The sequence below is a fragment of the Bordetella muralis genome (assembly GCF_965139205.1).
Classification (GTDB): Bacteria; Pseudomonadota; Gammaproteobacteria; order Burkholderiales; family Burkholderiaceae_B; genus Bordetella_A; species Bordetella_A muralis.
Genome location: NZ_CBCSIU010000033.1, coordinates 1 through 19920, shown reverse-complemented (window position 1 = coordinate 19920; position 19920 = coordinate 1). Strand labels below are relative to the sequence as shown.

Genomic DNA, 19920 nt, shown 5'->3' with positions numbered 1-19920 from the left:
AAATTCGGTTTCGGGAACTACAGTTTGCTTTCAGGCTGCCGCACAGCAGGGCGCTGCGGTGATCGCCACAGAGAAACCGAAAACAAGGAGACGTCAGAATGAAGTCATTTTTACAGCGCGTGCTGATGCGTGCGTGTGTCGCTGTCGTTGGCAGCGCTTGCATCTCGACGGCGCTGGCCGCATATCCCGACAAACCCATCCGCCTCGTTGTGCCATTTTCACCGGGGGGCGGCACCGATTTGATTGCGCGTACTCTTGCGGCCGGCATGGCCAAAGACCTCGGTCAACCTGTCGTCGTAGAGAACAAACCTGGTGCCGGCACGATGATAGGCACGGACAATGTGGCCCGCAGCGCTCCTGATGGATATAGCGTCGTGGTCGCGTCTTTTGCGCACGCAGTCAATCCCTCTTTGCAGCCGAAACTCCTTTACGGCAGCAACAAAGCCTTTGCGCCCGTGATGCTCATCGGTCGGGGTCCGAACGTCCTGGTGGTACGTCCAGACGGTCCCTACCATTCTGTCAGCGATATTCTGCAGGCGGCAAAGGCGAATCCAGGAAGACTGACATACGCCTCGCAAGGTATCGGCACCTCTGCGCACCTGGCGGGCGAGATGTTTGCCAATTTGGGGAAAGTCTCGCTCACGCACGTTCCGTATCGTGGCGCGGGGCCTGCGCTGACTGATTTATTGGGTGGTCAGGTCGATATGATGTTTGCCACCGCCGCAGCCGTTTCTGCCTTTATCGACAATGGCAAACTGCGAGCCATCGGGGTGACGACGGCCGAGCCATCTGCAGCCTTCAAGGGCGTACCGACGATCGCGTCCACTGTGCCGGGTTACCAGGTCGAAAGCTGGTACGGCTTGTATGTCCCCGCAGGGACACCGGGTCCCGTCATCGATCGATTGAATGCATCGGCCCGTAAAGCCGCCGCATCGCCGGAGTTTGCCAGCAAGATTGAAGAGGAAGGCCTGAAGGTCACTGCCGGTGCGCCTGCAGAACTGGAGACCTATGTCCAGGGGGAAGAGGCTCGATGGGCGCGTGTCGTCAAGGAAAACAACCTCAAACCTGAATAGGGATTGCCGTTAGCCGCTTTCGCGTTGGACGAGCTTGAAACCGACATCCTGAATGGGGTTGTCCGGCGCAATGCCTTCGATACGATTGATCAGCATGCTGGCCGTACGGCGTCCGATATCCTCGTGATCCACCCGCACGGTGGTCAGGGCAGGGGTGACGTTGCAGGCAAAATCGAAATCGCCAAAACCCACGACGGCGAGGTCCTCTGGAACGCGCAGTCCGCGCATTTGCGCTTCCATCAAGGTGCCGAGTGCCACCATGTCAGTGGCCGAAAAAATGGCATCGACATCGGGATCGCCCTCCAGCGCGCAAACCAGGCCGCTGCGTCCGTGGCCGAGTTGGCTGGGCGGTTCGATCACAAACGACGAACCTTCCTGCAGATGGCGGCCCGCGATACCCAGGCGCAGGGCCTCATCGGCAAAACCGTGGAACCGTGCTGCCGTACGCGCCTCTGTTGCGGCGATCGAGGCGACACGGCGCCTGCCTTGCTCATGGAAATAGCGCGCAATGGCCACGCCCACATCATAGTGAGAAAAGCCCACCAGCATATCGATGGGCGTATCGGTCATTTCCCAGGTCTCTACGACCGGGATGCCCGATGCAGTGAGGCGTTGCCGTGCACGGGGCGACTCCATCAGCCCTGTCAGCACAATCCCGTCAGGCCGACGGGCAATCACCGAGTCCAGCACCATGTCGTCGCGTGAGCGGTCATAGCCGCGTTCGCTCAACATCACCTGATAACCGGCCTCGACCAGAATTTCTGTCATCGCGTGCACGGCCAGCAGGAATGCCGAGCCTGAAGCAATGGAGGGCACCATCAGCGCAATCATCCGCGTGCGTTTTGAACGCAGTCCGGCCGCATGCAGATTCGGCACGTAGCCGCTGTTGGCAACGGCCTCCAGCACTTGTTGCCGTGTGTCGTCGGATACCAGATGAGGTTGATTCAAGGCGCGCGACGCCGTCATGACGGAGACTCCCGCCTGGCGTGCGACGTCGGTCAGCGTGACGCCGCCACCGCTGCGTCTGCCGACGCGCGTCGTGGTCTTGCTCACCTTAGAATCCTTGCGAATACTTGTCACGTAAAAACTCCACCAGGCATTTCACCGATTGCGGTACATGCGCGGACCAAGGGCGCAAGGCATAGAGTTTGCCACCAAAAAAGCCATGTACCCGCCAGTTGGGCAAGACCTCGACGAGCCCATTGGGCGGCGTCGTCACAGCGCTGAAGTCTGGCAGCATACCGATTCCCACACCTTCGAGTACGGCTTGACGCAGCACCTCGCTGTTATTTGCCCGAAAATTGGTTCGTATCGGTATCACGATGGGCTGCGCCGATTGGCGCCGGCCTTCGCGTACAAACGACCATGTTTCATAGGTGCGATTGCCGAGATAGGTGGCACACGCATGATCGCTCAGGTCGCGCGGATGCTGCGGCTCGCCATGGGTTTGCAGGTACTGCGGGCTGGCGACCAGCATCGAGCGCGACGAGCAGAGTTCCCAGGCGATGTACGATTCCGGCGGATGGTCGGTATGGCGGATCGCCAGATCAAAGCCCTCGTGCGCCAGGTTCACCAGACGGTCGACCAGCTCCAGGTCGATGCGCACTTCGGGATATTGCCGTAAAAAGGCCGGCAGGACTGGCGCCAGATGTTGCCGGCCAAATGCGACAGGCGCGGTCACGCGCACCGTGCCGCGCGGCACATCCGACAAATCCTTCACTGCCAAAAACCCTGCGCTGATGCGATCAAACGCCGGCGCTGCATTTTCGACCAGATTGTGTCCCGCCTCGGTCAACATGACATGCCGGGTCGTGCGGCGCACGAGCGGCAGACCGACGGCCTTTTCCAACGCATTGATGCGCGTACTGACCGAGGCCTTTGATACGCCCAGGCGCTTGGCCGTCTGGGTAAAGCTGCGGGTTTCCGCCAGCGCGGTCAATAAATAAATATCCGCCACGAGCGGCGCAATCTGATCGGTGGCCATCGTGATGCTCCCGGGCTGACGATTGTTCATTTTATCAAACACTGATGTCGCAAAACCGGTCTTCTCGTCAGGAGGCCGCAGCCGTAGACTGAGCCTGTTTTCCGATCAACTCCATCTGGATACCGCCCGTGACTACCGCACCCTCCAACGCCTCCACGCCCCTGATTGGTCACTGGATCGACGGCCATCGTGTCGATCCGCAATCTCCTAAAACCCGCGACGTTTTCAACCCCGCGTTGGGACAGGTGTCGGCGCGTGTCGCATTGGCCGAGCTGACAGATGTCCAGGCTGCCGTGGCCTCGGCCCGCAAGGCTTTTCCCGCTTGGGCCGCCACGCCGCCGTTGCGCCGTGCACGGGTGTTGTTCCGTTTTCTTGAGCTGCTGCATCGCCACCAAGACGATCTGGCCCGCCTCATCACCTCCGAGCACGGCAAAGTGTTCAGCGACGCCCAGGGCGAGGTCGCGCGCGGCATCGACATTGTCGAATTCGCCTGCGGTGCGCCGCAGTTGCTGAAAACCGACTTCACCGAACAGGTGTCGGCCGGCATGGATAACTGGACCTTGCGCCAGCCGCTGGGTGTAGTGGCTGGCATCACGCCGTTCAATTTCCCGGTGATGGTGCCTATGTGGATGTTCCCCATGGCTTTGGCCACCGGCAATACTTTCATCCTGAAGCCCAGTCCAATTGATCCCAGCGCATCGTTGTTCATCGCCGATCTGCTCAAGCAGGCCGGCTTGCCGGATGGCGTTTTCAACGTGGTGCAGGGCGATCATCATGCCGTGCAGGCATTGATCGAAGACCCCGATGTCAAGGCGATCTCGTTTGTGGGCTCGACGCCTGTCGCGCAACAGATCTACGAGGGCGGCGCACGCAACGGCAAGCGCGTACAAGCCTTGGGCGGCGCAAAGAATCACATGGTGATCATGCCTGATGCCGATCTGGATCAAGCCGTTGATGCTTTGATGGGCGCTGCCTACGGCTCGGCTGGCGAACGCTGCATGGCGATCTCGGTAGCTGTCTTGGTCGGCTCCGCCGCCGATCAGGTCGTGCCGCGCGTAGCCGAGCGCTTGAAGCAACTGAAAGTACTGAACGGTACGAACGCCCAGGCTGAAATGGGCCCTATCGTGACAGCGGAAGCGCGTCAACGCATTGCCGGCTATATCGATATTGGCATCAACGAAGGCGCGACGCTGTTGGCCGATGGCCGGGAGTTCAAGGGCGCACAAGCAGGCGAGGGCTGCGACGATGGCTTCTGGCTGGGCGGTACGCTGTTCGACAACGTCACCCCGGATATGCGTATCTACAAAGAAGAAATCTTCGGCCCCGTGCTGTCATGTGTGCGTGTGCCCGATTTCGCCTCGGCGGTGCAATTGATCAACAACCACGAGTTCGCCAATGGCGTCAGCTGCTTTACACGTGATGGCAACGTGGCGCGTGAATTCGGCCGCCAGATCGAGGTCGGCATGGTAGGCGTGAATGTGCCGATTCCGGTGCCGGCGGCATGGCATGGTTTTGGCGGTTGGAAACGTTCCCTGTTTGGCGACATGCATGCGTATGGTGAAGAGGGCGTGCGCTTTTACACCCGTCAAAAGAGCATCATGCAGCGTTGGCCTGAGAGCATCGGCAAAGGCGCGGAATTCGCCATGCCGACGATACGCTAGACGTCATCAGCGGCCGCATCAGTCTGTGGTGCAGCCGTTCAGATCGACATGCGCGGCTTTTCTGCCGCGCAGTTTTTAAGCCCCGGCGGAATGATTTCCGCCGGGGTTTCGCACATTATCAATACCGAATAATCGCGTCATTCCGCCGCGCAAATGATCGACCATCGCCGTACGCGCCGCCTCTGCATTGCCTGCTTTGATTGCCTCGCCAATGGCGCGGTGTTCATTGCGCACATCCACAGCGCGTCTGACCATCGGCAGCGGTGACAGCTCGCGGATCAGCTTGATGGAAACCCGTGTCTGTTCAGCGAGTGCGGCCATCGTCATGCTGAAAAACCGATTGCCGCTGGCCGCGGCGATAGCACCATGAAAGGCGATGTCTTCTTCGATGCCGAGTTCACCGCGCGACCAGGCAGATTCCAAGAGGCGTTGGCGCCGTTCGATTTCCGCGAGCATTTGCGTATCGGTGCACCGAGCCGCCTCGGCAGCGCTTTCGCCCTCGATCAGACAGCGAAACTCCAAAAAGCTGCGCACATCCGGAATGCTGTGCAGCGGGCCGAACGTCGCGCTTTGCAGGGCAGGCGGCTTCCCCACAAAATTTCCCGAGCCGCGCCGGGCATAGACCCAGCCCTCTGAGCGTAATCGGGCCAGGGCCTGGCGCAGGACCGGACGCGATACGCCCAGTTTGCGCGCCAATTCGTCTTCGCTGGGGAGCCTATCGTCCGGCTCCTGTTTTTCGATGATTTCCAGCACCTGCTTGTAGGCGAAATCGCTCAGCGGGGAAATTGCCATTGGCGTCGTCCATGATCTGTAAATCGATATTGCCAAAGCAGTAATACTACTTTGTCATTTTGTTGACAAGATAATTGCTCGCCACGAGCATGACAACTCGCGCGCAGATCGATGTGATTCGGACCGATTCAGGTAACACCCGATTCGCCTTTCCTTTCTACAGACAAGAGCAGATTCACGGCATGGCTACCATTACGGCATTACGCAGTATTCGCATCAACGAACGTCCCAATCTGATTTGGGTGGAAATCGAAACCGACGAGGGTCTGATTGGCCTGGGCGAGTCATTCCGCGGTGCACAGGCCGTCGAGGCCGTCCTGCACGAGACCGTTGCACCCTGGCTGTTGGGCCGCGACGCACGGCATATCGAAGCCGTCTCGCAACAACTCATGAATCCCTACCTGGGATTTCACAGCGCCAGCGCCGAGATTCGTGCAGCGAGCGCCGTAGACATCGCCTTGTGGGACCTGGCCGGTCAACGCCAAGGCGTGCCGACCTATATCGCGATGGGCGGGGGCGTGCGTGATCGCATTCGTGCCTACAACACCTGCGCTGGCTATGCCTACAACACAGGCGGCGTAGTACGCCGCAGTACTGATGGCTCCGAGCTGTCGGCAGGCCCCTATGACGATCAGATCGCATTCATGCGTGATGCCGGGACACTGGCACAAAGCTTGTTGGACGAGGGCTACTCGGCCATGAAAATCTGGCCGTTCGATGCCTATGCCGCTGCTACGGGTGGGCACTTGATCAGTGCACAGGATTTAAAACATGGCCTGGAGCCCTTTAAAAAAGTGCGCGAAGCCGTGGGCGACCGCATTGAAATCATGTGCGAACTGCACAGCCTTTGGGGCGCCAATGCCGCATTGCGTATCTGCCGCGGGCTAGAGGACTACGGTGTCTTTTGGGCCGAGGATCCCATCAGCAAAATGGATGATGCCCAGGCGCTAGCCGACCTGCGCCGCCAGACCAGTGTGCCCATTTGCGGCAGCGAGACCCTGGCCGGTACCGTGCCATTTCGCGATCTGTTGGCCAAAGACGCCCTGGATATCGTGATGCTCGACTTAGCGTGGTGCGGCGGCCTGACCGAGGGACGCAAGATCGCAGCGTTGGCGCAATCCTACGCTCGACCACTGGCCCCCCATGATTGCACGGGGCCCGTCACGCTGATCGCCGGCTTGCACTTGGCCATGCATGCACCTACCGCAATTTTTCAGGAAGTCGTGCGCGCCACGCTGAGCACATGGTATCGCGATCTGGTCACGCATCTGCCCATCGTCGACCACGGCATGGTGCTGGCGCCGACCGCGCCGGGGTTGGGGACCAGTTTGAATCCTGCGATCCAAACCAGGCAAGACGCCATTGTGCGCGAGAGCGTTGCAAAGCAGTGAAGTAAACCGGCGCGCCGCGCAACCTCATCACCAGGCCCCAACACATATTGGCAAACAAGCGATGCCGTCATCCTGGGCGGCCGCTCTAATGCGTACATCAAGGAGACATAACAATGCAAAAATTATTGGCCGCCATGATGCTGTCATGCGCCGCATTCGCTGCAGCGGCTCAAACGCCATGGCCCAAAGAAAAGCCTGTGCAAGTCGTCGTGCCATTTCCCGCAGGCGGCGCTACCGATACGCTGGGCCGGATGATGGCCGAGCAACTGCAACGCCGCCTGGACCAATCGTTCGTGGTGTACAACCGACCCGGTGCCACAGGCACTATCGGTGGGGGCCAGGTGGCGCGTGAAAAACCCGATGGCTATACGCTGATGTTTTCCTCGCTGGGCACCTACGTCATTGCGCCGCACCTGATCAAATCCACGCCCTACGACGCCCTCAAGGATTTCGATTACATCACCGTTGCAGTACAAACGCCCAACGTCCTGGTCACGCCGCCCAGCAAATCGGCACGTACAGTACAAGACGTCATCGCCGAATTGAAAGCCAAACCCGGACAAGTCAGTTTCGCCAATTCGGGGTATGGCGCTTCGGATCATTTATCTGCCGAAGTCTTTCTACAGCAGACGCATACCGAAGGCATGCACGTGGCCTACAAAGGCGGCGCTCCCGCCATCAATGATTTGATGGGCGCCCAAGTCGATTACTCATTTCAGAACGTGAACTCCGTATTGCCGTACATCCGCGCCGGCAAACTGCGCGCCATCGCTGTGACCGGCGAAAAGCGTGCCGCCGTGTTGCCCGATGTGCCTACGCTGACAGAAGCCGGCGTACCGAATGTCGTGATCTATTCCTGGCAAGGATTATCGGCCCCCAAAGGCTTGCCCGCCGATGTCAAAGCCAAACTCGCCGAGACCGCGATCGCCAGTTTCAAAGACCCTGAAGTCGCCCGCAAACTCGAAGAGCAGGGCCTGGAAATCGTCGCCAATACCCCCGCGGAGTTCACTGCTTTCCAGGCTCAGGAATTCAAGCGCTGGAAAGATCTGATCGAGGAACGCGGGATCACGATCGAATAGGCTGGCGTGCGCCGGGCGTGGGCCAAGGGTAGAACCTGGCGTCGCGCAAGCGCCTTATCGCCAAAGTGAACGGAAAAGTCCGTTCGTATAAGTCAGTCTAGTCACCATCGCGGCAACTCGTCACCATGTTGGGGATGCGCTCCTTTCCGAGCGCTCCTTGATTTCAGGAAAAGCATGGTTCGAGGTTTATGTGCAGTCGTGCTGTCACTGTGTCTGGCAGGGTGCATGACATGGCCAAATAGCGCACCCGGCTGGCCACGCGATGGTGCGCCCGTGGCTGACTACGATTTCAACTGGCAGCTGTCCGGCGATCCCATGGTCGCACCGTTGCAGGTGTTCAGCGGAGCCGGACGTATCTGGCTGCAGTTCGCGCCGGGGCGTACGCCTCCGGCGCTATTCGCCCAAACGCCCAGCGGACTGCAACCGCTGCCGTATCAACGACAGGATCCCTATGTCATCGTGGACGGAATGTGGCCCGTATTGATCGTGCGCGGCGGACATCAGGTGGCGCGAGTAGAAAAGCATATGCCGCACGTCTCTGATGTTGACGACTCCGGTCGTGACATGGGATCGGGAAGCGAGCCGTGAGAGGAAATAGGAGCATGCCCCAGCTCACATTGTTGGTATCTTATATGATACTATGTTGATAACGCTAAGGATTTATCAGACCGAGGAGGGCAACGTTCCCTTCGACGAGTGGTTGGCCGATTTGAGAGATGTGCAAGCTCGTGCCCGAATCCGAGCACGGCTGGCGCGTGTACAAGCGGGAAATTTGGGCGACTGCAAGTCCGTGGGCGATGGAGTGCAAGAGCTACGCATCGATCATGGTCCTGGCTATCGCGTCTATCTGAGTCGGCAGGGATCAGTTGTCGTGTTGTTGCTTTGTGGCAGTGACAAATCGAGGCAGCGTGGCGGGATCAAGCTTGCCTTGAGATACCTGAATGATTGGCGTGAGCGAGGCGAACTATGAATGCACGTGACACAAGCTACGACGCATCGACCATTGCGGCAATGCGTGATCCTGTCGAAGCTGCGGCCTATCTGGCGGCAGTAATCGAGTTGGACGATCCGGCTGCCTTGCTTGTGGCATTACGCCAGGTGGCCAAGGCGCACGGAATGGCGGAGGTGGCACGTCGGGCGGATGTGGGTGAAAAAACCTTATTTCGTGCGCTGTCCGACAAGGGGAATCCGACACTCACCACGGTACACAAGGTGCTCCATGCGATGGGGTTGCGCCTCAGCGTTACAGCGATTTGAGCTGCAGGCAAACAGACCACAGCGCTTAGAAATCGGTCTGCCGTCCCGGATGCGCAGCCCTGCGCGGCATACCGCTCGACGCATGGCGCACCGCTTCCAGAAAGCGTCGATGAGATTCGCTATTGCCTACATCATTACGAACAATCGCCGCCACCGGCGGCAGGTTCCACTCGATGGTGTACGGGACAATTGCCACGCCTGCGATATGCACGAGCTCGGTGGCAATATCCGCCGGCAATAGCGACACTGCACGTTCGGACGAGGCGATGATTTCGCCGATCAGCTTTGCCGAATAGCCCTCAGTGATCGGCACGGGGGGCGCAATGCCGGCCTGGATGAACAGGCTGGCGACTTGCTCGCGCAGCGCGGTATTCGGCTCTCCCAGTACCCAATCCAGTTCAGCCAGTTGCGCCCAGGACAACGGCACCCGCCCCAACTGCGCCGCCAGTTGTCTGCTGCTGATGAGTCTGGCCTGTTGATGATAGAGCGGTTCGAACACCAGTCCTTGCAGGTCCAATTGGGGGCTTGCCCGCGCAATGACCACATCTAATTCGTGATCGCGCAGCGCGCGCAGCAGGCTCTCGCTGGTGCCGTCGTGAATGCGCACAGCCAACCGTTGAGTGCCGGTCTGCGCCGCACAGACGGCATCGGCGATCAAGCGCCCCGAAACATACGGCGTTACGCCCACGTGCAGGCGTGCAGCCAGGCCGACGCTGGATGCCTCCATATCCCGCACCAGATGCCCCAGGTCCTGCAAGATCGCTTGCGCCCGGGCGGCCACGACGCGCCCCATGTCCGTCGGAGCCATCCCGCGCGCTGTTCGCACAAACAGCGGGGCGCCAAACATGGACTCCAATTCCGACAATGTATTGGTCACCGCGGGCTGGCTGGTCGCCATTTGCTCGGCGACCCGGGTCAGCGAGCCGAGCCGATGAACCTGCACGATCAACTGCAGGTGGCGCATCTTGAGCCGCGAGATCAGGCGGCGGACGACATCATCGGAGGGAAAAACGGATTCGGGCATGCCGGAATGGGGAAAGATATTAGGTAAATGATATGAATATATCTTTAATCAGAATATTTCAATGATAACTCACCGCCTAGAATGGCCGTTCTTTCGCACTATTCGCCGTCATCAGGAAAATCACCATGAGCGATCGCCAAGCCGCCCTCGACTATCACGAGTTTCCCGTTCCGGGAAAAATCTCCATCGCTGCGACCAAGCCCCTGGTCACACAGGGTGATCTCGCGCTGGCCTACACCCCCGGCGTCGCCGCCGCCTGCGAGGAAATCGCCGCGGACCCGGTCAATGCCTTTCGGTTTACGGCCCGTGGCAATCTGGTTGGCGTGATCACCAACGGCACCGCCGTACTGGGGCTGGGCAATATCGGCCCGTTGGCCTCCAAGCCCGTCATGGAAGGCAAGGCCGTATTGTTCAAGAAATTCGCTGGCATTGACGTGTTTGATATTGAGATCGACGAGACCGATCCCGACAAACTGGTCGATATCATCGCCTCGCTAGGCCCCACTTTTGGCGGCATCAACCTCGAGGACATCAAGGCGCCCGAGTGTTTCACCGTCGAACGCCGGTTGCGCGAACGCATGAGCATCCCCGTGTTTCACGACGATCAGCACGGAACCGCGATCACCGTGAGCGCCGCATTCATTAACGGGTTGAAAGTCGTCGGCAAGGACATCACACAGGTCAAGGTCGTCGCATCCGGTGCTGGTGCCGCGGCGCTGGCCTGTCTGGATCTGATGGTGGATCTGGGCTTGCCGCGAGAAAACATCTGGGTCACCGATATTGAAGGCGTGGTGTACGAAGGACGTACTGTGCTCATGGACGAGCAGAAAGCTATTTTCGCGCAGAAGACCGATGCGCGTAATTTGGCCGACGTCATCGCCGGTGCTGACGTGTTCCTGGGCCTGTCCGCCGGTGGCGTGCTCAAGCCCGAAATGGTCGCGGCCATGGCCGCTCGGCCATTGATCCTGGCGCTGGCCAACCCTACGCCAGAGATCCTGCCCGAAGTGGCTCATGCGGTCCGCGACGACGTAGTCATGGCTACCGGACGTTCGGATTACCCGAATCAGGTCAACAACGTACTGTGCTTCCCGTACATCTTCCGTGGCGCGCTGGACGTAGGCGCCAGCACGATCACGCGCGAAATGGAGATGGCCGCGGTCCGTGCGATTGCAGCCCTCGCTGAAGAAGAACAAAACGAGGTCGTGGCGGCCGCCTACGGGACCTACGATTTGCGATTCGGTCCCAACTACTTGATCCCCAAGCCTTTTGATCCGCGTTTGATCGTGCGCATCGCACCCGCCGTGGCTGCAGCAGCGATGGAAAGCGGCGTGGCGACACGGCCCTTGGCGGATCTGGAGGCGTACGCCGAACAACTGCAGCAGTTCGTCTACCGTTCCGGCGCTTTCATGAAACCGCTGTTTGCCAGCACCAAGCGTCTGGTGCGTACAGGAGGCAAGGCCCGCATCGTCTTTACCGAAGGCGAGGACGAACGCGTTCTGCGGGCGGTGCAGGTGGTGGTCGATGAAGGCTTGGCCAAACCTATACTGGTCGGCCGTCCGGCCGTGTTGATGGCGCGTATCGAGAAATTCGGATTGCGCCTGCGCCTGGGGCAGGACGTCGAAGTGACCAATCCCGAGTTCGACGAGCGTTTTCACCAGTACTGGACGACCTACTGGGACAAGATGTGCCGCCGTGGCATCACCAAGGAAATGGCCCGTGTGGAAATGCGCCGCCGCATGACCTTGATCGGCGCGATGATGGTGCACCTGGGGGATGCGGACGGCATGATCTGCGGTACGGTGGGGGCGTATCACGACCACCTGCGGTTTATCGACGAGGTCATCGGCCTGCAACCGGGGCACAACGTCTACGCCGCGATGAATATCCTGTTGCTGAACGAACAGACCATCGCGCTGGTCGACACGCACGTCAATGATGACCCCAGCGCCGAGCAGATTGCCGAATACACGGCGATGGCCGCACAAACTATGCGGCGCCTGGACGTGATGCCCAAGGTCGCCCTGTTGTCGCGCTCGAACTTCGGCTCGGGCAGCTCTGCATCCGGCGCCAAAATGCGCCGAGCGCTGGAGTTGATACATGAACAGGCGCCGGACCTCGAGGTGGACGGCGAAATGCACGGCGATTGCGCGCTGGACGAGGCGCTGCGCCAGCGCCTGTTGCCCGAATCTCCCTTGAAAGGCGCGGCCAACCTGTTGGTCTGCCCGAATGTGGACGCGGGCAATATCGCCTATAACCTGCTCAAGACCGTCGCGGGAGGCAACGTCGCCGTGGGGCCATTCCTGTTGGGCGTCAACGCACCCGTGCATATCCTGACCTCGAGCGCCAGTGTTCGCCGGATTGTCAATATGGCGGCGCTGGCGGTGCTGGAGGCTAACGGCGGATTGGGCTAGGCCGCGCATGTCTCGCGCGGTGTAGTCGAGGGTTCCTTTGGAACTGGGACTGCATTCAGCGTGCAGTCCCGGCCCTTGGCCCTCGCACGCGCGCTAAAACAACGCTTGACTTAAAGTTAACTTTAATTTCTAGACTTCAGCCATCCCCGAGTCCGGATGCATCCTGGCAGCTACCCGCTGCAGGGGGACACTGTTCAGATATCCAGAGCAGGCGTCGCGCACCGGCTCATCAACCTGTGATTGGCTGACATGACACCACCACCCCGCACCGCTTGGCGCAACATCGCACTGGCGATTCTTGCCGCGCTCATCGCCTCATTCCAGATTGGCAAGGCCATCATCGCTGCGCCCTTGCTGCAAGGCGATCCACTGCACTTGAGCCTGGGGCAAACGGGGCTGGTGATATCGGCCTTGGCGATTGTCGGCGCCCTATTGGCGATGCCGCTCGGCGTGCTTATTGCGCGCTTTGATGCGCGTAAGATCCTCGTGGGCGGATTAGTCATCATCGCTCTGACCAGCTTGTTGGGTGGTGGCGCGCCGAGTGTCGCAGTCTTGCTGATATCGCGCGTTCTCGAGGGCATAGCTGTTGTCATGCTATTGATCTGTGCGTCGAGTGTCGTTGGGCGTCAGGCAGCCCTCGAGGACCGCGATTTGGCGATGGCCTTGTCGAGTACTGCCGTTCCCAGTGGGATTGCGTTGGTGATCTTTGCGACGACGCTGTTCTCATCGTTGGGTCAGCCGCTGTCGTGGCCTGCGATTTGGCAAATCAACGCTGGCTTGGCCATCGTATGTGCGATCGTGATGCTGTTCGGATTGCCGTCGATGCCTGCCATAGCAACTCCGCCTCTCGATGCAACACCTCCCGGAAACCCGCACGAGAGGAGCGCGTGGAATGCCATACGCAAGGTGGGCATAGCACGTGGCCCGCAGTTCATTGCGATCTGTTTTGCCCTGTACGCGATTGTCTACTTTGCATTCTCCGGATTTCTGCCCTTGTTGCTGCGTGATCTTCTGGACTTGACGCCCATACAGGCAGGTTTTGCGAGTGCGGCAATTGTCGCCTCCAATGTGCTGGGGAACATTGGCGCAGGCATGTTGATGCGACGCGGCATTGCCTCGCGGCGGATTGTGTCGACGAACTTCATTATTGCGGCCCTCTGCATACCGGCGTTGTTCTGGCTGCATCTGCCGCCCATCGTTGCCGTGTCTGTTGCCGCGGCAATGATCGGCTGCATGGGCGGCATCCCTGGGGCGTTGACTGCCATTGCCCCCAGAGTTGCTCCCAGTCCAGCGCTGGTCGCACCGACGATCGGCTTGATGTTGCAAGGCAGCTATGCGGGGCAATTGATAGGGCCGATGTCAGCGGGCGCGCTGGCGCAAGCCGGCGGCTGGACATTAGTGGCACTGATGCTGTTACCGCTGGCCGTAGGCGGTGCGATGTTGGCACGTAAGCTCTAAACTGCATCTGGTTCAAGACGGGGGGACACCCGCATGCGATTCAGCTTGCGTCAGATGGAAGTATTCCGAGCGGTCATGTTGACCGGCTCGATCAAAGGAGCATCTCGCTTACTTTTTACCTCGCAGCCTGCGCTGAGCCGCATCGTCGCGCATACGGAATTGACGCTGGGACTGACGCTATTTAACCGGGTCAAAGGCAAACTGGTTCCTACCTCAGAGGCCGAGGCCCTGTTTCGCGAGGTGGATCAGTGTTACCAGCAAGTGCTGCGCGTGGACGATTTCGCGCGTGGGCTGGTCAGCGGTCCGTCAGGCGTGCTGAATCTGGCATGCAGCCCTGCGCTCAGCCGTGGCATTGTGGCCAGGACGATCACACGGTTCGTTCAGCAGTATCCCAATATTCAGGTGAACTACTGCCTGACGCTCTTGAACAGCATGGCGCAAGACGTGCTGAGCAACAAGGTCGACCTGGCGATCTCCGTGCTGCCCATCGAGCATCCCAACCTGCATGTAACGCCATTCCTGTCTGGCCGCATGGTGTGCGTCGTGCCTCGCGGGCATGTGCTGGCGGAGCTGAAATGCGTGAGCATCGCAGATCTGGCGAGATATCCTCTGATCGCCCATCATCCCAGCATCCCTTTCGGCCAGCTGGTGTCTGCGGCATTCAACAAGGCCAATATCAGTCTGCAGGCCTCTATCTATATTCATCACACCGACATGGCCTGCAGCCTGGTGCGAGCCGGCGCCGGCGTTGCGATGGTGGATCAGTTCACCGCCGAGAGCATGGACTGGCCCGATATTCAGGTATTGCCGCTGGCAGAGGACATCCCGCTGAATCCCAGTATCGTGCGATCGGCTTTTGATACAGGAAAGACTCATGCCACGAAGTTTATCGAGCTATTGCTGAAGCACGATTAACCTGAAGCTATACCCCATCGAGGAATCAGCACTCGCCCAGTTCTCTCCTGATCCCTAGGATTCCATTGATGACGCCAGGCCATTGGCTGACGCGAATCGTGAAACCTGTGGAGACAGCAATAATGAAGTTGGGACTGATAGGTCTGGGTAACATCGGCCAGCATTTTGCAAATCGTCTGTTGGCCGCCGGCCATGAGCTGATTGTGCATGATCGCTCATCGGCGGCGCAGGAACGCATCGTGGCGCGTGGCGCAAAAGGGGCGGGCAGCGTCGAGGAACTGGCAGAGCAGACGCCCATCGTGCTGTTGTGTTTGCCGATGCCGGCTGTTGTCGCCGAGGTCGGCGCCCAAGTCGCCCAGGTAAAGAACGTACGTATCCTGGTCGACTTGTCCACGACAGGCCCTTCTGTCACCAAGACCGTCGAAGCGTTGTTGAGCCAACAGGGCATCGCCATGATCGGTTCACCCGTCAGCGGCGGCACGGTGGCCGCTGAAAAGGGCACGTTGGCTGTGATGGCGGCCGGCCCTAAAGAGGCATTTGACGAAATCGAGCCAGTGCTGCGCGTCATCGGCAAAAACGTGTTCTATCTCGGAGCCGATCCCAGTCTGGGCCAGACCACGAAGATCATCAACAACACGCTTTATGCCACCAGCATGGTGGCCAGCTGCGAAGCCCTGGTCTACGGCGTGAAGGCCGGGTTGGATCCTCAAACGCTGCTGGACGTGATCAATGTCTCCAGCGGACGTTCGTTCGCGACGTTGGAGCGTATTCCCCAATGCGTCCTGGACCGCAGCTTTCCCGTGCGTTTTACGACGGAGTTGCTGCACAAAGACGTCAAGATGTGCATCGACGAGGCCGAGAAACTCGGTGTTCCCATGTTGGTGAATCCGGCTGCGCGGCAATTTCTGGCATTCGCGATCACGCAGGGCGATGGACAGCGCGACAACGTCTATCCCATTCGGCATATCGAACAATGGGCGGGCGTGGAGTTTGGCGCCAAGCCGCAGTGACGGCGTTGCACTGAAAAAGATGAGGAGACAGTTAATGAAGCGACGTCTGTTCGCGGCGTTGATGTGCGCCTTGCCCGTGCTAGCGTGGGCGGCCTATCCAGAAAAGCCTGTTCGTTTGATCGTGCCCTTTACACCAGGCAGCATTACGGATGTGGTGGCGCGTGCGCTGGCCCAGGGCCTGGATAGCGAATTGGGGCAATCTGTCGTAGTCGAAAATCGCGCCGGCGCCAACGGCACAGTGGGCACGGCTTCCGCGATACGCTCTGAGCCGGATGGGTATACCTTGTTCATGGTGGGCGTCAGTACCGGGGCCAGCAACGTCAGTGCATTCAAGTCCTTGCCCTATGATCCTCGCAAGGATTTCGCACCCATCGGCCTCGTTGCCGAAGCGCCTTTCATGTTGGTCTCGCGCGGTGATTTGCCTGTAGATAGCGTCAAGGACCTGATTGACTACGCCAAGGCGAATCCCGGCAAGCTGTCCTATGGCTATGGATCGGGCAGTGCGCAGCTATGCGGGGCGCAGGTCGTATCCATGGGCGGGTTTACTGCTACGGCCGTGGCCTACCGTGGCGTGCCTCAGGCCATGACGGACCTGATGGGTGGGGTACTTGATTTTACGATTGCCGATATGGTCAACGGTCTGCAGCAGGCGCAGGCCGGCCGGGTAAAAGCCCTGGGGGTAACCAGCAAAACGCGTTCTCCGTTAGCCCCGGAGCTGCCGACCTTGGCGGAAGCGGGGCTGCCCGATTACGACCTGAATGTCTGGTTTGGGGTGGCGGCTCCTGCCGGTACGCCATCTGACGTGATAGCGCGCGTCAACCAAGCATTGGGGAATGTTCTGCAGTCATCATCGCTGCAACAGCAGTTCGCGACAAATGGGCTGACTGTGCGTACCTCTACGCCCGAAGGATTCCGGCAACTGATTGCATCCGATATTGATAAATGGGGCAAGGTTTTCGTCGATGCGGGCTTAACCCCTCAGTAGTGATCATCCATACGGCGTGGTGACCGCGCCGGCGTAATTTTCATTCAGGAAACAAAGGAGTACACCAGTATGGCAATTCAGATCCGCAAAAAGCTGTTGAACGTCGAATCCATCTATCACGAAGGCGGCCCCGTTCGTGACAAACCCATCAAGATGGCGTCGATCGCGGTGGTGATCAAGAACCCCTATGCGGGCCGCTATGTCGAGGACCTCTCCCAACTGGTCGAGGATTCCAAGGTGTTGGCCAAGGACATCGTGCCCGAGCTCATGGAAGCCGTGGGCGGCCCTCAGAATGTCGAGGCCTATGGAAAAGGGGCCATCGTGGGGTTGAATGGCGAACTGGAACACGGGGCCATCTGGCACGAGGCCGGCGGTTGGACGATGCGTGCGGTGTTGCCCAAAGCAAAATCCATTGTGCCGGCAGCCAAGGTCGTTGCTTCGGCAGGTACTCGACTGCAGATTCCGTTGCATCATATCGAAGCCTGCTATGTGCGCAGCCACTTCAGCACCATGGACGTAGGCGCTATTGACAGTCCGCGTCCCGATGAGCTGCTGTACGCATTGGTGGTTTCCACCGGTACACGTGTACATGAGCGCCTGGGCGGCTTGCGTGCGGATAATTTGACGGTCGGTGACGGCCAACGCTGAGTGTTTTTGCCCTCGCCAGAGCACAGGACTGAGGGCGTGCGATATGGCGCATTCCACTTTGGGACGGCGCCATATTTCTATAAATCGATAGGTGTTGCGCGTATCCCGATGCGGGGGCGACGCACGCCAGCAAGGAGACAAGCATGATCAAGACAATTACCGCCATCATGGCAGGCGTGATGTGCCTCGCCGCTACCCCTTTGGTTCACGCTGAAAATTGGCCTACGCGTCCGATTACGCTGGTGGTGCCGCTGGCGCCCGGTGGCAGCACCGACGCAACCGCTCGCCTGATCGCCCAGAAGCTGCCGAACGAACTAGGGCAGCCCGTGGTAGTCGAGAACCGTGCAGGTGCAGGGGGCAATATCGGCGCGGATTATGTGGCCAAGGCGACACCGGATGGGTACACGTTTCTGATGCATACCAGTACGCTGATGACTAACGTGACGCTCTACAAGAAAATGCCGCTCGATGTGCAAAAAGACCTGGCCCCGGTGTCTCGCGTTTCGCTCATCCCGAACGTTCTGATGGTCAACACGAGTTTTCCGGCAAAGACGCTGGCTGATTTCATTACCTATGTAAAGGAGCACAAGGGCGCCGTCAATTACGGCTCGGCGGGCAATGGCACGTCGCAACAGCTATCGGGGGCGTTATTCGGCCAGATGGTGGGCGCGGAGATGACGCATGTGCCCTATAAAGGGGGCGCACCTGCGAATACCGACCTGCTGGCAGGGCAGATACAAGCCGTTTTCTCACCTATGGTCGAGATACTGCCGTTCATTGATAGCGGCAAACTGCGTCCATTGGCCGTCACTACGGCAGAGCGGTCGCCGCGGTTACCTGATGTGCCGGCAGTGGCCGAAGCCTTACCCAGATATGAAATCGTATTATGGAACGGCGTATGGGCGCCTGCAGGCACACCCAAGCCTATCATTCAGCGTATGAATGTGGCCATCAATGCTGTGCTGAACGATCCCGATGTGAAGAAAATCCTGCGTGAGCAGGGTTCGACTCCTGCGGGTGATACCCCGGAAGCTTTCCAACAATTGGTGGGTACCGAAATCAAGAAATGGGGCGAGCTGGTAAAACTGTCGGGCGCGAGTATTCAATAATCAAATCCCGTTGACGGAGACACGTCGCATGAAACCTGTATTGCTGGTGCTGGTATTTTTGTCGGAAGAACACCGTGCTTTGGTGAGCGAGCGATTCGATATGATCTACGCGCCGAATGCCCACTTGGGCAAGGACCGGTCAAACGGTGAGGCACAGATCGCGGCTCGTGGACATGAAATCAAAGTGGTGTTGACGAATGGCACCAATGGCTTATTGGCCAGCGAGATCGACCGCCTGCCCGCGCTGGAGCTGATCTGTACGGTGGGCGTCGGTTATGAAAACGTGGCCGTTGAGCATGCCAAAGCGCGCGGAATCCCTGTTGCCAATGCGGCGGGCACCAACGACGACTGTGTCGCCGATCATGCGATGATGCTGTTGTTGGCGGCTATTCGACGCTTACCCTTTCTCAACAATGGCGTACGGCATGGCTTGTGGCGCGACGATATTCCGCGTCCGCCGCATGTGTCATATCGCCGGCTGGGCATTCTGGGCATGGGGGCGATCGGGAAAAAGGTAGCCCGCCGGGCCTTGGGTTTCGATATGGAAATCGGCTACCACAATCGCCGGCCACGCGAGGACGTGGATTTTCAATACTTCGGGGACGTGAAAAGCCTGGCTGAGTGGTGCGATTTTCTGGTGGTGGCCGCGCCCGGGGGCAAGGAAACGTATCACATCATCGATGAGACTATCGTCAATGCGATCGGCCCGCAGGGCGTGCTGGTGAACATTGCTCGTGGCACATTGGTCGATACGGACGCGGTCGCACAGGCATTACGCGATGGCAGATTGATGGCGGCGGCTCTGGATGTCTACGAGAACGAGCCCACACCGCCGCAGCCGTTGCTGGATCTGGATAATGCTGTGTTGACCCCGCATATCGCTGGGATTTCGCCGCAGGCGATCGATATGTCGGTGCGTAAGTTTCTGGAGAACGCCGAATGCTTCTACGCGGGTAAGCCGTTGGTTACGCCGGTTGTGTGAAGGGTATATCTGGTCGGGTTTGAACAGCCTTGCTGTTCTTATGCTATGCGGTAGTTTTTGATGGAGATTGATTTGCTTATTGGACGTCGAGCCGAGGCAATCGGGCCGTGAGGGCTTCACAAAGCCGGTCCGGCGCGCGGG

19 protein-coding genes are annotated in these 19920 nt (G+C 59.2%); 15 read left to right on the top strand and 4 right to left on the bottom strand.

Translation table 11 applies throughout. The annotated features are described in order from the left end of the window. Window positions 1–98 precede the first annotated feature (98 nt). Window positions 99–1073: a tripartite tricarboxylate transporter substrate binding protein gene (locus ACNA0I_RS25215; RefSeq protein WP_415808772.1), complete on the top strand. Its 975-nt coding sequence runs from the start codon at window positions 99–101 to the stop codon at window positions 1071–1073. A 9-nt stretch (window positions 1074–1082) separates the two neighbouring features. On the opposite strand, the gene ACNA0I_RS25210 is transcribed toward ACNA0I_RS25215, so the two are convergent. Both ACNA0I_RS25210 and ACNA0I_RS25205 read right to left on the bottom strand, forming a co-directional pair. Continuing rightward, on the bottom strand, window positions 1083–2126 hold the full coding sequence (locus ACNA0I_RS25210; protein ID WP_415808770.1) for a LacI family DNA-binding transcriptional regulator: 1044 nt from the start codon (window positions 2124–2126) through the stop codon (window positions 1083–1085). A gap of 1 nt (window position 2127) precedes the next feature. Continuing rightward, entirely contained in the window at window positions 2128–3057 is a 930-nt protein-coding gene (locus ACNA0I_RS25205) for a LysR family transcriptional regulator (protein WP_415808769.1), read from the bottom strand. 161 nt (window positions 3058–3218) lie between these two features. Between ACNA0I_RS25205 and ACNA0I_RS25200 the strand changes: the two genes are divergently transcribed. Next, a complete protein-coding gene (locus tag ACNA0I_RS25200) occupies window positions 3219–4718 on the top strand; it encodes a CoA-acylating methylmalonate-semialdehyde dehydrogenase (protein ID WP_415808787.1) in 1500 nt (499 codons plus the stop codon). Between the two features lie 75 nt (window positions 4719–4793). Here the strand turns inward: ACNA0I_RS25200 and ACNA0I_RS25195 are convergent, their stop codons facing one another. Further along, entirely contained in the window at window positions 4794–5510 is a 717-nt protein-coding gene (locus tag ACNA0I_RS25195; RefSeq protein ID WP_415808768.1) for a FadR/GntR family transcriptional regulator, read from the bottom strand. Between the two features lie 182 nt (window positions 5511–5692). Between ACNA0I_RS25195 and ACNA0I_RS25190 the strand changes: the two genes are divergently transcribed. From ACNA0I_RS25190 to ACNA0I_RS25170, 5 genes are all read left to right on the top strand, one after another. Continuing rightward, the gene (locus ACNA0I_RS25190) at window positions 5693–6901 is read left to right on the top strand and encodes a mandelate racemase/muconate lactonizing enzyme family protein (protein WP_415808767.1); all 1209 of its coding nucleotides are present in this window, start codon (window positions 5693–5695) and stop codon (window positions 6899–6901) included. A 113-nt stretch (window positions 6902–7014) separates the two neighbouring features. Continuing rightward, window positions 7015–7980, top strand: coding sequence for a Bug family tripartite tricarboxylate transporter substrate binding protein (locus ACNA0I_RS25185; RefSeq protein ID WP_415808766.1), 966 nt, complete (start codon window positions 7015–7017; stop codon window positions 7978–7980). Between the two features lie 225 nt (window positions 7981–8205). Continuing rightward, window positions 8206–8568 carry a TrbG/VirB9 family P-type conjugative transfer protein gene (locus tag ACNA0I_RS25180; protein ID WP_415808765.1) on the top strand — a complete coding sequence of 121 codons (363 nt, stop codon included), beginning with the start codon at window positions 8206–8208 and terminating at the stop codon, window positions 8566–8568. A 52-nt stretch (window positions 8569–8620) separates the two neighbouring features. Then, entirely contained in the window at window positions 8621–8950 is a 330-nt protein-coding gene (locus tag ACNA0I_RS25175; protein WP_415808764.1) for a type II toxin-antitoxin system RelE/ParE family toxin, read from the top strand. After that, window positions 8947–9237 (top strand): addiction module antidote protein, encoded by a 291-nt coding sequence (locus ACNA0I_RS25170; protein WP_415808763.1) that lies wholly within the window; start codon window positions 8947–8949, stop codon window positions 9235–9237. Before ACNA0I_RS25175 ends, ACNA0I_RS25170 begins: the two co-directional genes overlap by 4 nt. 25 nt (window positions 9238–9262) lie before the next feature. Here the strand turns inward: ACNA0I_RS25170 and ACNA0I_RS25165 are convergent, their stop codons facing one another. Continuing rightward, window positions 9263–10261 (bottom strand): LysR substrate-binding domain-containing protein, encoded by a 999-nt coding sequence (locus tag ACNA0I_RS25165; protein ID WP_415808762.1) that lies wholly within the window; start codon window positions 10259–10261, stop codon window positions 9263–9265. A gap of 125 nt (window positions 10262–10386) precedes the next feature. Between ACNA0I_RS25165 and ACNA0I_RS25160 the strand changes: the two genes are divergently transcribed. The 8 genes from ACNA0I_RS25160 to ACNA0I_RS25125 all read left to right on the top strand — a co-directional run bounded on the left by ACNA0I_RS25160 (window position 10387) and on the right by ACNA0I_RS25125 (window position 19779). Further along, window positions 10387–12672: an NADP-dependent malic enzyme gene (locus ACNA0I_RS25160; protein WP_415808761.1), complete on the top strand. Its 2286-nt coding sequence runs from the start codon at window positions 10387–10389 to the stop codon at window positions 12670–12672. Window positions 12673–12921: 249 nt separating this feature from the next. Then, a complete protein-coding gene (locus ACNA0I_RS25155) occupies window positions 12922–14130 on the top strand; it encodes an MFS transporter (protein ID WP_415808760.1) in 1209 nt (402 codons plus the stop codon). A 33-nt stretch (window positions 14131–14163) separates the two neighbouring features. Beyond that, window positions 14164–15045 (top strand): LysR family transcriptional regulator, encoded by an 882-nt coding sequence (locus tag ACNA0I_RS25150; RefSeq protein ID WP_415808759.1) that lies wholly within the window; start codon window positions 14164–14166, stop codon window positions 15043–15045. Window positions 15046–15113: 68 nt separating this feature from the next. After that, complete coding sequence (locus ACNA0I_RS25145; RefSeq protein ID WP_415808758.1) at window positions 15114–16055, top strand: NAD(P)-dependent oxidoreductase; 942 nt, start codon at window positions 15114–15116, stop codon at window positions 16053–16055. A gap of 34 nt (window positions 16056–16089) precedes the next feature. Then, on the top strand, window positions 16090–17040 hold the full coding sequence (locus tag ACNA0I_RS25140; RefSeq protein WP_415808757.1) for a Bug family tripartite tricarboxylate transporter substrate binding protein: 951 nt from the start codon (window positions 16090–16092) through the stop codon (window positions 17038–17040). Between the two features lie 69 nt (window positions 17041–17109). After that, on the top strand, window positions 17110–17688 hold the full coding sequence (locus ACNA0I_RS25135) for an amino acid synthesis family protein (protein WP_415808756.1): 579 nt from the start codon (window positions 17110–17112) through the stop codon (window positions 17686–17688). A gap of 143 nt (window positions 17689–17831) precedes the next feature. Further along, on the top strand, window positions 17832–18797 hold the full coding sequence (locus tag ACNA0I_RS25130; RefSeq protein ID WP_415808755.1) for a tripartite tricarboxylate transporter substrate binding protein: 966 nt from the start codon (window positions 17832–17834) through the stop codon (window positions 18795–18797). A 28-nt stretch (window positions 18798–18825) separates the two neighbouring features. Next, window positions 18826–19779: a 2-hydroxyacid dehydrogenase gene (locus tag ACNA0I_RS25125; protein WP_415808754.1), complete on the top strand. Its 954-nt coding sequence runs from the start codon at window positions 18826–18828 to the stop codon at window positions 19777–19779. Window positions 19780–19920: the final 141 nt, after the last annotated feature.

What these genes read in the sequence shown, in the direction of transcription:
- ACNA0I_RS25215 (WP_415808772.1), top strand. Translation starts at nt 99, where the DNA reads ATGAAGTCATTTTTACAGCGCGTGCTGATGCGTGCGTGTGTCGCTGTC.
- ACNA0I_RS25205 (WP_415808769.1), bottom strand. Translation starts at nt 3,057, where the DNA reads ATGGCCACCGATCAGATTGCGCCGCTCGTGGCGGATATTTATTTATTG.
- ACNA0I_RS25195 (WP_415808768.1), bottom strand. Translation starts at nt 5,510, where the DNA reads ATGGCAATTTCCCCGCTGAGCGATTTCGCCTACAAGCAGGTGCTGGAA.
- ACNA0I_RS25190 (WP_415808767.1), top strand. Translation starts at nt 5,693, where the DNA reads ATGGCTACCATTACGGCATTACGCAGTATTCGCATCAACGAACGTCCC.
- ACNA0I_RS25185 (WP_415808766.1), top strand. Translation starts at nt 7,015, where the DNA reads ATGCAAAAATTATTGGCCGCCATGATGCTGTCATGCGCCGCATTCGCT.
- ACNA0I_RS25180 (WP_415808765.1), top strand. Translation starts at nt 8,206, where the DNA reads ATGACATGGCCAAATAGCGCACCCGGCTGGCCACGCGATGGTGCGCCC.
- ACNA0I_RS25175 (WP_415808764.1), top strand. Translation starts at nt 8,621, where the DNA reads ATGTTGATAACGCTAAGGATTTATCAGACCGAGGAGGGCAACGTTCCC.
- ACNA0I_RS25170 (WP_415808763.1), top strand. Translation starts at nt 8,947, where the DNA reads ATGAATGCACGTGACACAAGCTACGACGCATCGACCATTGCGGCAATG.
- ACNA0I_RS25165 (WP_415808762.1), bottom strand. Translation starts at nt 10,261, where the DNA reads ATGCCCGAATCCGTTTTTCCCTCCGATGATGTCGTCCGCCGCCTGATC.
- ACNA0I_RS25160 (WP_415808761.1), top strand. Translation starts at nt 10,387, where the DNA reads ATGAGCGATCGCCAAGCCGCCCTCGACTATCACGAGTTTCCCGTTCCG.
- ACNA0I_RS25155 (WP_415808760.1), top strand. Translation starts at nt 12,922, where the DNA reads ATGACACCACCACCCCGCACCGCTTGGCGCAACATCGCACTGGCGATT.
- ACNA0I_RS25150 (WP_415808759.1), top strand. Translation starts at nt 14,164, where the DNA reads ATGCGATTCAGCTTGCGTCAGATGGAAGTATTCCGAGCGGTCATGTTG.
- ACNA0I_RS25145 (WP_415808758.1), top strand. Translation starts at nt 15,114, where the DNA reads ATGACGCCAGGCCATTGGCTGACGCGAATCGTGAAACCTGTGGAGACA.
- ACNA0I_RS25140 (WP_415808757.1), top strand. Translation starts at nt 16,090, where the DNA reads ATGAAGCGACGTCTGTTCGCGGCGTTGATGTGCGCCTTGCCCGTGCTA.
- ACNA0I_RS25135 (WP_415808756.1), top strand. Translation starts at nt 17,110, where the DNA reads ATGGCAATTCAGATCCGCAAAAAGCTGTTGAACGTCGAATCCATCTAT.
- ACNA0I_RS25130 (WP_415808755.1), top strand. Translation starts at nt 17,832, where the DNA reads ATGATCAAGACAATTACCGCCATCATGGCAGGCGTGATGTGCCTCGCC.
- ACNA0I_RS25125 (WP_415808754.1), top strand. Translation starts at nt 18,826, where the DNA reads ATGAAACCTGTATTGCTGGTGCTGGTATTTTTGTCGGAAGAACACCGT.